The sequence below is a fragment of the Pseudomonas sp. LF-5 genome, assembly GCF_037626295.1.
GTDB classification, from domain to species: Bacteria; Pseudomonadota; Gammaproteobacteria; order Pseudomonadales; family Pseudomonadaceae; genus Aquipseudomonas; species Aquipseudomonas monsensis.
Map to the genome: position 1 here is coordinate 969,180 of NZ_JARKMT010000001.1, position 12,353 is coordinate 981,532.

A 12,353-nucleotide genomic window follows, 5' to 3' on the forward strand; every position below is an offset into this window, starting at 1 on the left:
GCAATAAATTTCAAGGCGTAAAGGATATACGCCCTCACCCGTCCCTGAGCAAAACCCTTACACAATTTCACACAGCGCCTACAAAGCTTCACCGCTAACCTCGGCGTCTGCCCGTAGGATGCGGACTTCAATATTGGGGGTTGTACATGTCGAAAAATCTGCTGGCCGGGCTCGGCCTGATCGCAATGGCGCTGACGCTGAGCGCCTGTGATTCATCCTCGAACGCCGAAGAACAGGCGCCGCCAGCGACCGTGCGCATCGAAACCATTGCAGCGCACCCCCTGTCGATCAGCAGCGAACTCAGCGGGCGGATTGCCGCGCCACGGATTGCCGAAGTGCGCGCCCGGGTCCCCGGTGTGGTGCTGCAACGCACATTCCGCGAAGGCAGCGATGTGAAAAAGGGCGATGTGCTGTTCCGTATCGACCCGGCCCCCTTCAAGGCTGACCTCGACAGCGCCGAAGCCGCACTGCGCAAGGCCGAGGCCAATGCATTCCAGGCGAAATTGCAGGAGCAGCGTTACGCCCAGTTGATCGACGACAAAGCCATCAGCGGTCAGGACTACGACAATGCCCGCGCCAATGCCCGGCAAACTGCCGCCGATGTTGCGGCCAACAAGGCCGCAGTGGAACGCGCAAAGCTGAACCTCGGCTATGCCACCGTCACCGCGCCGATTTCCGGGCGGGTCGGTCGGGCGCTGGTTACCGAAGGCGCGCTGGTCGGGCAGAACGAAACAACGCCCCTGGCGCTGATTCAGCAACTGAACCCGATTCATGCCGACGTTACCCAGTCGACTCGCGAGCTCAATGAACTGCGCCGGGCCTTCCGCTCCGGTCAGTTGCAGCAGGTCGGTCAGGACCAAGTCAAAGCCACATTGATTCAGGACGACGGCAGCCTGTATCCGTTGCCCGGCAAACTGTTGTTCGCCGACATCACGGTCGACCCGGGCACCGGTCAGATCATCCTGCGCAGCGAGTTCCCCAATCCGGACCTTGATCTGCTGCCCGGCAGTTTCGTCCGTGTGCGCCTGGAACAGGCAACGATCCAGCAGGGCATCACCGTGCCGCAACGTGCGGTGCAGCGTGACAGCGCCGGGATCGCGCAAGTGCTGACCGTCGACGAGCAAATGCGCGTGGCCCAGCAACCGGTGCAACTGGGTGCAGTGCAGAACGATCGCTGGATCGTCACCGGCGGCCTGAAGCCCGGTGACCACATTGTCATCGAAGGCCTGCAGCACGCCCGCCCCGGCGAAAAAGTGCAGATCGACGACACCCCTCTTCCACTTGCCCAGACCTCTGGTCAGTAAGCAGGACGCTTTTATATGCCGCAGTTCTTTATCGACCGCCCGGTATTCGCCTGGGTGGTCGCCCTGTTCATCCTGTTGGCCGGTGCGCTGGCCATTCCGCAATTGCCGGTGGCGCAATACCCCGACGTCGCGCCGCCACAGATCGAAATCTACGCCGTGTACCCGGGCGCTTCGGCGCAGACCGTCGACGAGAGCGTGGTCAGCCTGATCGAAGAGGAACTCAACGGTGCCGATCACCTGTTGTATTTCGAATCGCAGAGCAGCCTCGGCAGCGCAACGATCAAAGCCACCTTCCAGCCGGGCACCAACCCTGAACTGGCGCAGGTCGATGTGCAGAACCGCCTCAAGGTGGTGGAGTCGCGCCTGCCGCAAGCGGTGAACCAGCAGGGCTTGCAGGTGGAAAAAGTTTCCGCCGGTTTTCTGCTGCTGATTACCCTGACCTCCAGCGACGGCAAACTCGATGACGTGGCGCTCAGTGATTATCTGGCGCGCAACGTGATGAACGAGATCAAGCGTCTGGACGGCGTCGGCAAGGCCCAGTTGTATGGCGCCGAGCGGGCGATGCGTATCTGGATCGATCCGCAGAAACTCATCGGTTTCAACCTGACCCCGGCTGACGTCAACGCCGCCATCGTCGCGCAGAACGCACAAGTCTCGGCGGGCAGCATCGGCGACTTGCCCAATCCGTCCACTCAGGAAATCACCGCCACTATCCTGGTCAAAGGCCAGCTGTCGACGCCGGAAGAATTTGCCGACATCGTGCTCAAGGCCAACCCGGACGGCTCTACGGTGCGAGTCGGTGACGTCGCGCGAGTCGAGATCGGCAGTCAGGAATACCAGTTCGGTACGCGCCTCAATGGCAAGCCGTCCACGGCGGTGGGCGTGCAGCTGTCGCCGGGGGCCAACGCGCTGAACACCGCGACACTGGTGCGGGCGAAGATGGACGAGCTGTCGCGCTACTTCCCGGCCGGGGTCGAATACAAGATCCCGTACGACACCTCGCCGTTCGTCAAAGTCTCGATCACCAAAGTGGTTTACACCCTCGGCGAAGCGATGCTGCTGGTGTTTGCGGTGATGTTCCTGTTCCTGCAGAACATTCGCTACACGCTGATCCCGACGCTGGTGGTACCGGTTGCGCTGATGGGCACGTTCGCGACCATGCTGGCGCTGGGCTTCTCGATCAACGTGCTGACGATGTTCGGCATGGTCCTGGCCATCGGCATTCTCGTCGACGACGCCATCGTGGTGGTGGAGAACGTCGAACGGATCATGGCCACCGAAGGCCTGTCGCCCAAGGAAGCCACGCGCAAGGCGATGACACAGATTACCGGCGCGATCATCGGCATCACCCTGGTGCTGGTGGCCGTGTTTATTCCGATGGCGTTCATGCAGGGCTCGGTCGGGGTCATTTACCAGCAGTTCTCGCTGTCGATGGCCACGTCAATTCTGTTCTCGGCGTTCCTCGCGCTGACGCTGACACCGGCACTGTGCGCGACACTGCTCAAGCCCATCGCCAAAGGTGAGCATCACGAGAAAGCCGGATTCTTCGGCTGGTTCAACCGTCGCTTCGAACGCCTGACTGACCGCTATCAAAGCTGGGTTGGTTATGCGTTGAAGCGCAGCGGGCGCTTTCTGCTGATCTATGTCGTGCTGCTGGTGGGACTGGGCCTGTGCTTCATGCGTCTACCCTCCTCGTTCCTGCCGGTGGAAGATCAGGGTTACACCATCACCGACATTCAACTGCCACCGGGTGCGAGCAAGAACCGCACGGTGCAGGTGGTCGAACAGATCGAGGCGCACAACGCCGGGGAACCGGGCGTAGGTGACAGCACGGTGATTCTCGGCTTCAGCTTCTCCGGTAGCGGGCAGAACGCCGCACTGGCGTTCACCACCCTCAAGGACTGGTCGGAGCGTGGCCACGATGATTCGGCGGCCTCGATTGCCGATCGCGCCAACATCGCGCTGAGCCAGATCAAGGACGCCGTCGCGTTCGCTGTTCTTCCGCCACCGGTGGATGGTCTGGGTACATCGAGCGGTTTCGAGTTCCGCCTGCAGGATCGCGCCGGCCTTGGCCACGCAACGTTGATGCAGGCGCGCACTGAATTGCTCGCGGCCGCCGAGAAAAGTCCGGTGCTGATGAACGTGCGCGAGAGCGCACTGGCCGAAGCGCCGCAAGTCCAGCTGGAAGTGGATCGCCGGCAGGCCAATGCGTTGGGTGTGTCGTTCGCCGACATCGGCAACGTACTGTCGACGGCGGTGGGTTCCTCCTACGTCAATGACTTCCCCAACCAGGGCAGGATGCAACGGGTTGTGGTGCAGGCTGAAGGTGACCGCCGCAGCCAGGTCGACGACTTGCTGAAAATGCACGTGCGCAACAACGACGGCAAGATGGTGCCGCTGTCGGCGTTCGTGCAAGCGAAATGGACCCAGGGGCCTGCGCAGTTGACCCGTTACAACGGCTATCCGGCGATTGCGATTTCCGGCGAACCGGCCCCGGGGCACAGCACCGGTGAAGCCATGGCGGAAATCGAACGGCTGGTGGCCCAAGGGCCGAAAGGTCTGGGGCAGGAATGGACGGGATTGTCGTTGCAGGAGCGGTTATCCGGCAGTCAGGCGCCGATCCTGTTGGGGCTGTCGTTGCTGATCGTGTTCCTGTGCCTGGCGGCGTTGTATGAGAGCTGGTCGATTCCGACTTCGGTGTTGCTGGTGGTGCCGCTGGGTGTGCTCGGTGCTGTGCTGGCGGTGACCTTTCGCGGGATGCCCAACGATGTGTTCTTCAAGGTCGGGCTGATCACCATCATCGGTCTGTCGGCGAAAAACGCGATCCTGATCATTGAGTTCGCCAAGAGCCTTTATGACGAAGGTCACGACCTGATCGATGCAACGTTGCAGGCGGCTCGCTTGCGCCTGCGGCCGATTGTGATGACCTCGCTGGCATTCATCCTCGGCGTGGTGCCGCTGGCCATCGCCACCGGCGCCAGCTCGGCGAGCCAGCAAGCGATCGGCACCGGAGTGATCGGCGGGATGATCACCGCGACGCTGGCGGTGATCTTTGTGCCGGTGTTCTTCGTCGTTGTCATGAAGCTCGTGCAACGCTTTACCAAGCCCCACTGATCTTAATTGTGGGAGCGAGCTTGCTCGCGAAAGCGTCGTTACATTCAACGTTGATGTTGGATGACCGGACGCCTTCGCGACCAAGCTCGCTCCCACAGGGATCTTCATAAACTCGAGCCGGTGGTCATATCCTCCATCGCTGGGCTAAGGTGTCTGAACCACCCTGGCCCATCGAGTCCCCATGCGCTTCCTCGCCCGCACCCACCCTCGCCTGTCTGCCGCGGCCCTGTTCGGCCTCGCCACCGGTCTGCTGGCCCCCGCCGACTCCATCGTCAGCAAAATCCTCATTGGCTGGAACGCCGGCGTCTGGACTTACCTGATCCTGATGTTCTGGCTGACCGTGCGTGCCAAGGCCCCGGACGTCAAACGCATCGCCGACGTCGAAGACGAAAACGCCGGACTGGTGCTGTTGGTGGTGTGCATCGCCGCACTGGCGAGCCTTGCCACCATCACCTTCGAACTGGCGGGCAGCAAGGATCTGGAAACCAACCGCAAGCTCCTGCATTACGCCTTCACCGCCGTGACGGTGATCGGCTCATGGCTGCTGATCGGTGTGATCTTCTGCGTGCATTACGCGCGGTTGTATTACACCTGGGACGGCAAGGAGCCCGCCCTGCGTTTCGCCGAAGGGCTGACCACGCCCAACTATTGGGACTTCCTGTACTTCTCGTTCACCATTGGCGTGGCCGTGCAGACCGCGGATGTCGGGGTGGCATCGCGGGAGATGCGCAAGATCGTGCTGGCACAATCGCTGATCGGGTTTGTGTTCAATACGGCGATACTGGGATTCTCCATCAACATCGCCGCAGGACTGTTTGGCTGAACAACCTTCCAAAAAAATGCCCCGACACTGTCAGGGCATTTTCATTTCATCGAACCGATCAGAAGAAGTAGCTGACTCGCAGGCTACCACTCCAGTCCTGGCTCACGGTTGTGCCTTTGCTGCCGCCTACCTGACCGGAAACCTGCCAGGTACGCTGCGCCGGTGTCCACTTAAGACCGGCGCCATACTCCACAGAGCTGCTGGCACGATCATCATCGAAGCTGTCGTCGTTGATTTTGACCCGGTTGGCTTTGACAAACTCATGGTTAAACGCGGTCGACAGACTTGGCTCCAGCAGACTCCCGTTATCCAGCGTGATGACACGCCCGCCACGGGCACCGACTTTGCCCTGAACAGATCGCATGGTGTCGGCTTTGACTTGCAGGCCGTTGTCGAGCCTGTATTCCTCGCTTTGCGCAACGCCCGTCGAGATCTGCACCACCGGCTCGACAAAATAATCATCCTTGAGGCGAATATGTTTGCCGATTGCTGCAGAACCGCTCAGCCCCAGAGTTTTGTAGTCACCCTTGGTCCGGGTGCCGTCGCTCATGGTCACTTTGGCTTTGTTATCGAACTGATTGACTTTGGCCATGAGATTGACGAACACACCGCTGTCGACATCGAACGTGCTGCCGTAAACACCCGCGTTCACGCTGTCGACAATGGCGCTGGAGCCGTATTTCAGATCGATGTCCGTTCGACTCGTGCCGACAAATCCACCGAGCACCCATGCGCGCCCTGCAATATCGACGACCGTATCGGCGCCACCGGTGATACCGGTCTGGTTCTGGGTGTAACCGTCGCCATAAGCGTTGTCGACGTTGTACTGGTTACCGTAAGTGCGGACCCAGACGCTGTTGCTCAGTTTCACCGAACTGTCATCCATGGCACGTAACGAGGCCTCTGGGCGGATATTGAGACTGCGGTCACCCAACTGATCACTGAGCATGGCGGCCTCGGCATTCAGGACACTGCGAGCACTGCCCGCCAAGGCCAGAGCGGTGTTACTTGAAGTACTCACGGTTTCCTTGTCCGGGTTCAGGTACAGACCCTGACCTTCTTTGGCCAACCGGTACACGAACGTACCCGCGTCCACGGTTTCACGTCCTCCCAGCGAAAAACTCGCATCGCCTGCGGCGATATTGCCGACCTTCACGGCCTCGGCCGTGACAGGCGTTGTGCCGGTAGCAGCGATTAGCAGTTGATGCTGCCCACTGGCATTGCCGGTGACATTCAGGAAGTCCGTGTTGCCATTGCCCAGATCCGTGCCCATCACAAACGTACCGCGACCGGAGAGATTGCCGACATTCAATTGCTGGAACTGCTCGTTCGTGCCCATTTGCACGACACCGTCGCTCATGCCCAGTTGCTGCACGGTGCTGTCGCCGGTCATCACCCACCGCGCAGCATTGTTGATGGTCAGGTTGCCCGAGTTGTTGATCTGACCGGTGAGCAGCGAACCATTGTCCAGCAATACACTCCCGTTGGTAGCCGTGATGACGTCGCCAGTGAGGTTGCTGCCGTTGTTCAATACAAGGCTTGAGACGTTTTCGACGTTGCCCTTGATTGCCGAACGATTGTCCAGCTCTATACGGCCATTGGTGTCCGCCAACACATTGCCGGTCATTTGACTGCCATTGTTCAGCGACAGACCGACTATGTTTTCAACGTTGCCATTGAGAACGGCGTTATTGTTCAGGCTGACCTTTGAGGCTGTACCTGCAACGGACAGGACATCGCCATTGAGCGTGCTGCGGGAGTCCAGATTGACCTGGGTCACGTTCTGTAAATCACCTTCCAGCGCGGCGCCGTTCTGCATCAGTAGAGAAACCGAGCTGCCCGTATCGGCCACTACGTTGCCACTCAACTGGCTTGCATCAACGGTGAGATTTGCGGTGGAACGGTTGGTTGCTTGCAACAGGTTACCGTTGCCACCGATCAGCTCGCTGGTGCCAGAAACATTGATACTTGCAACTGTACCGGCGGCACCCGAAGAGCCAAGTACAATGGCTGATCCTGTTCCCCCCGACACGCGGGTGCTGTTCAACGTTACAGAGTTGGCATTGACACCGGTTAAATCCGTGTTGATTTGCAGGCCGTTCTTCTCCCCGGCCAGAACGCTGCCGTTGGCCGAAAGCGTTGCCCCACCAAGCCTCACACCATAACTGTCCGAACCGGTGCCTCGAACGGTGGAGTTCTCGACGTTCAATACGGCAAAACCCACTGCATCCGCACCATTCAGGCCGATGATCGTACTTCCGCCCTTGACCGTCGCGCTCGAAGACGCCGGGGTAGTGATATTGCGCCCCAGGAGAAGACCGAAACTATTGGTACTGACGATGGCGCTGTTGTCGATGATGGCGCTGCTGTCGATCAGTTGTATCGCCCCCCTGCCAGCCGAGCTGTTTACAGACGCTCCAGAGAGGTTTACCACTGAAGTATTGGCATCGATTCGGGCGCTTTGACCACCATTGAAAACGACGTTGGCATTTGATGACGAGATGGTCAGTGCCTGGGCATTATCAACAGTCAGTGTGCCCCCTTGGGACACCGCCCAAGCCTCCGGTACGGATGGGTTCGTGACGACTGCGCTCTCTCCTGGATTGAGCGTTCGACTGAAGGCCTCGCTGGAGGATAGAAATGCCACAGCAACCACTAATTTCTGGAACGTCACAGAGGACGTAGACTTAAAACAAAGGAACATGGGAAACCCCTTAAACTGCGCAACTACTGACATTGCTTTTTGGCAGTACTGAAAGCTCCCACCAAAAAAATGTTCCACACCTTAATAAGAAAGTCGAGACTTTTATGTAGGAAAAGTCCGTAACGAAAGAGGAATCATCCTTGTCGGCTGTAGCATCCTTACCGTGCCCTTACTGTTAATGCGGATAATCGCGAAAGAAACGTCCATGTTTCTCTCGCAACACCGATCAGCTAATACAGCAATTAAGGAGCAGGCGCAGCCGGAGCAGGTGTCAAATCGCAATAGTTAAAACTGTTACTGATATTGTCGATCCGTTTGATGACTGGTACAGACGATTGCTGTCCATTGATATCGGTCGTGTACCAATATTTGCCATAGGCTATTGCGCCCCTGACAGGTTGCGCCGATTTGAAAATCGCAGGACTGGCCACTGGCGCGACATCAGGAATACCCGCGGCTTTGATGACATAGTCTCTAGAGTCCTCAGTATCATCAATCAGAGTATTACCTAACGGGTCCGAGTAAGCCGCGAAATGGGCTGTAATCGTTTTACCTGGGGGTAAAAGCGGGTCTTTTGGAATCTGCAAACCTAGAACCATACTACTGGTTGGACTGATCATACCGTAACATTCAATGTAATCACGCACTGCCGGATTGCGGATCCGGATTGTAGGTAAAGGTAAAGGTATGGCCGCACCGGCAACTGCCACCGGTTGGTTACGGGAATTAATTACGTTTTTATCAACACCCGCTTTTTGAATAGTCCAGTAAGCATTTACCGACCCAATGGGCAATCTGGATATAATATCTGCGGAAATATCAACTTCGAATTCATCCACATCTACAAACGGATTGAACTCATCTATAAGCTGACCATTAATATAACACTTCGCCACCTCGGCCGAAGTGATAGGAGGCTGACCTAGCGCAAGGGTAACTTTAAATTTACCCGGACTGTTTCTGTCACCAGGTCGCAAGTCGTTAGGCGTATTCGAAGCACCTGTGACTACAGGCAACACCATGTCTTTGTTTGTAAGGTCCGGTAGATCCGGATTTGTTGGTCCCGCATGGTCGAATGCCAACGTGATGAGTTGAACCGGAGATTCAGCGTTTGGAATACCAGTTCGAACGATCTCATACCAGATATTGGCCATTTTAGGCTCAACGGCATCGTTAAATATTGTGGAGAGATCTGTGTATGTCAGATTAAACGTTAAATTGGTATTAGCCACCCACGGCTGGGCGGTAAGACTTACAGAGTTAGTTGCATCAGTGGCATCTTCAAGGGTAATGAAAATATTATCTCCCGGCTCTGCGTTAGTGATGAATGCGCTTTCAACGATAGCGGTTATACCGCCAGCAAAATCGTCCAGATAAAGTGCCGTGGTATAGTTCGGATCGGTTTTCGGTACCAGAGGACCTTTTGTTGAAACTGGAGGTTGTGCCAATGCCAGTGTCAGCACGTCACTTGCGGCAGACTCCCGACTGTCGTTGCCAGGTAAATCTGTCCATTGATACTGAATTTTGACGCGGCCATTTGGAAATTGACGTAACACGGTGTTGGCGATAGTAAATGCGCCGTTGACCGGCACTGCAGCATTCCACACCTCAACCCGCTGAGTGCCAGAAATCAACCAGGCGCGCAGATTATCGTCCAGCCGACGTAGCGGATAACCTACGTTCACGGTGAAATTCAGGTTGGCGTTAGCCGGGGCCGCCAACCAGGCTTCGTTAATTGTGCGTTGTGCATCCGAGGGTGTATTAACGAATGCGGGGGTTGGCGTTGGTACGGCGAGCGTGACAACGGTATTCCCATTCGAGTCTGATCTTTTTGAACCAAACGGTGCAGTCTGGTCGATAACAAACTCCAGTACATTAGAGGGCTCATTAACACCACCTGCCTCTTTGTAAAGTTGAAACATGATTTCATAAGTGGTCGGCTCTGCCGGTGTTGGGCGCTCTGGAAACAAGCTAGCTGGCAACCGAATTGGTATAGTCCCTACCGGCCGGGAAGAAACGTCGCCCAGTAAAATTTTTTCATCCCACAATGTCAGTGCCTGGCCCTTTACACCGTATTCCAGTTCCAGTTCATCCTTGTCGAACTCTTCTGCAGTGCGGGTAAAGTTTATCGTCACAAATCCGGTATCTAGCACGCTTTTAGCGATCAAACCATCTGCAAGTGTATCTATCGCAATATCAGCCAATGGATCAATATTCTTGACACCGTTGGAGTCAGGTCTTGGAGTCCTTGGTACGATTTTTATAGCCATTTTTCCATCTCCTTGTGTATTCAGGCCGAAAGGGCCGCTTTCGCCAGGTGTTACCCTGTCTATTTTCACCAAACCTTTTTGTGACTCACCGACCAGTCGCCCACCTTTGAACAACTGCCAGTAGGTAATGGCCGAATTATCATTAATAAGCAGCCGGACATTAGGCTCAAACGGAACGACATGTAGCCAATGTCCAGTCATGTGCTTTTGCTCCAACTCTATTTCCCAAACACCGTAAGTGCCCTGCACTGGTGGACCGCTTCCATTCAAACTTGGATGCCCTTGCCAATGTACTTTGGCTGTATCACCAACTTTCGCAGGGCCATTAGCTGTAGGTACCAAAACAGTCGCTCCCGAGGACAACGGCGGTACTGTCTTGTTACTCAAATAACCCCAAATCGTTGCATGGGGAAACGTCGGCTCATTCAGAACAAGAAGGGGCGTGTGATCTATCGTCAGTTTTCTTTCAGGTGATGGATCAGAAATGCCCCCGCTCGCCTTCCAAACCTGGTAGGACAAAAACGCAACGCCATCAGTTGCCAGGGCTGCGGGCGTCAAAGCGACATACAGGTAAGTTGATTGTGGTGGACTATAGAAATCCTCGTGGAGCCTTGTAACAGTGCCACCCTGATTCAGATCAACCCAAAGCTCGTCCATTGGCTGCGGGTCGGGCCAGTAAGGAATAATGATTCGAGTACCATTAAGTAAAATGTTGCGCGGCACATATCCGTCGAGATCACTATCATCAATACCCTCCACCGATAGCGGGCTCGCTAGAATCCCTATACTTCGTGCAGTCGCCTTCTTCGCCGTCATAATGTACTCGCCAGATCACTTGAATTACGCGCAAGGTTGGTCTTGCTTATGGGGGAATTAAGCGCCGAGATACGGGACTTGCCTACTGTCAGATCTGACAGGTAAAGATACCATTCGTCGGTTTTAAGCGGGCCATTGCCCATCGCCAAGTCAAATGGTCCTTGACGAAGACAGGCCGATTGATGTTTCCTGAAACCGGTTTCAGAAACTTACGCTGTAGCATCCAACAATAAGAAATCCACGCCATGACCGACTTCTCCACCGCCCAACGCAGCCGCGTGACCATGCTCGACGTCGCCGAACGCGCCGGGGTCTCCAAGGCCAGCGTCTCGCGCTTCATCGGCGATGACCGCGCCCTGCTCTCCGATGCCATTGCCCTGCGCATCGAGCAGGCCATCAGCGAACTCGGCTACCGCCCCAACCAAATGGCTCGCGGCCTGAAACGTGGGCGCACGCGCCTGATCGGCATGCTGGTCGCCGATATCCGTAACCCTTATTCGATTGCCGTGATGCACGGGGTGGAAACCGCTTGCCGGGCGCACGGCTATAGCCTGGTGGTGTGCAACACCGACCGCGATGACGAACAGGAACGCCAGCACCTGGCGCTGTTGCGCTCGTACAACATCGAAGGGCTGATCGTGAACACGCTGGGCCATCACCGTGACGAGTTGCATGAACTGCGTCGTGAGATGCCGCTGGTGCTGGTGGATCGCAAGGTCGACGGGCTGGACAGCGACATGGTCGGGCTGAATAACCCGCAAGCCGTGGAGATGGCGATCAGGCATTTGGAGCAGCGTGGATATCGGAATCTGGTACTGGTGACTGAACCGTATGACGGCACCAGTTCGCGGATCGAGCGGGTCAGCAGTTTTCAGGCACAGATCGCGCTGCACTCGAACCTGGCCGGGGCGGTGCTGGAAACCGGCGATGACCTGAGCACGCAACTTCAAACCTTTTTAAACACTCCCGGCGACGGCCCGAAAGCATTGTTTTGCGCCAATGGTGTGGCGGCGCTTGCTGCCACAACGGCATTGCGGGAGATGGGTGTGCGGTTGTTTGAGGATGTCGGGCTGATTGCCCTGGATGATCTGGATTGGTATCCGTTGGTGGGCAGCGGGATTACCGCGCTGGCTCAGCCGACGCAGGAGATCGGCGCGCGGGCGTTTGAGTGTCTGCTCAAGCGCTTGCGTGGGGATGATGAGGTGGCGCGGGTGGTGGATTTTGCGCCGGTGCTGGTTGAGCGTGGGTCGACCCGTGAGGTTGCTAGTGTTTGAGCTGACGCTATCGCTGGCAAGCCAGCTCCCACAGTGTTCGAGTCGTAC

6 protein-coding genes are annotated in these 12,353 nt (G+C 56.8%); 4 read left to right on the forward strand and 2 right to left on the reverse strand.

Going from position 1 to position 12,353, the window contains the following annotated elements; translation table 11 throughout:
• The first annotated feature begins 146 nt into the window (after window positions 1-146).
• The 3 genes from PseuLF5_RS04380 (at window position 147) to PseuLF5_RS04390 (ending at window position 5,241) form a co-directional block, all read left to right on the forward strand.
• Window positions 147-1,304, forward strand: coding sequence for an efflux RND transporter periplasmic adaptor subunit (locus tag PseuLF5_RS04380; RefSeq protein ID WP_340133016.1), 1,158 nt, complete (start codon window positions 147-149; stop codon window positions 1,302-1,304).
• A gap of 15 nt (window positions 1,305-1,319) precedes the next feature.
• Entirely contained in the window at window positions 1,320-4,418 is a 3,099-nt protein-coding gene (locus tag PseuLF5_RS04385; RefSeq protein ID WP_340133017.1) for an efflux RND transporter permease subunit, read from the forward strand.
• A gap of 181 nt (window positions 4,419-4,599) precedes the next feature.
• Window positions 4,600-5,241: a DUF1345 domain-containing protein gene (locus PseuLF5_RS04390; RefSeq protein ID WP_128614390.1), complete on the forward strand. Its 642-nt coding sequence runs from the start codon at window positions 4,600-4,602 to the stop codon at window positions 5,239-5,241.
• 58 nt (window positions 5,242-5,299) lie between these two features.
• Here PseuLF5_RS04390 and PseuLF5_RS04395 read toward each other — a convergent pair whose 3' ends face one another.
• Together PseuLF5_RS04395 and PseuLF5_RS04400 are read right to left on the reverse strand one after the other, a co-directional pair.
• Complete coding sequence (locus tag PseuLF5_RS04395; protein WP_340133018.1) at window positions 5,300-7,945, reverse strand: autotransporter outer membrane beta-barrel domain-containing protein; 2,646 nt, start codon at window positions 7,943-7,945, stop codon at window positions 5,300-5,302.
• Window positions 7,946-8,187: 242 nt separating this feature from the next.
• Complete coding sequence (locus tag PseuLF5_RS04400) at window positions 8,188-10,974, reverse strand: hypothetical protein (protein WP_340133019.1); 2,787 nt, start codon at window positions 10,972-10,974, stop codon at window positions 8,188-8,190.
• A gap of 302 nt (window positions 10,975-11,276) precedes the next feature.
• Between PseuLF5_RS04400 and PseuLF5_RS04405 the strand changes: the two genes are divergently transcribed.
• Window positions 11,277-12,305 carry a LacI family DNA-binding transcriptional regulator gene (locus tag PseuLF5_RS04405; protein WP_340133020.1) on the forward strand — a complete coding sequence of 343 codons (1,029 nt, stop codon included), beginning with the start codon at window positions 11,277-11,279 and terminating at the stop codon, window positions 12,303-12,305.
• Window positions 12,306-12,353: the final 48 nt, after the last annotated feature.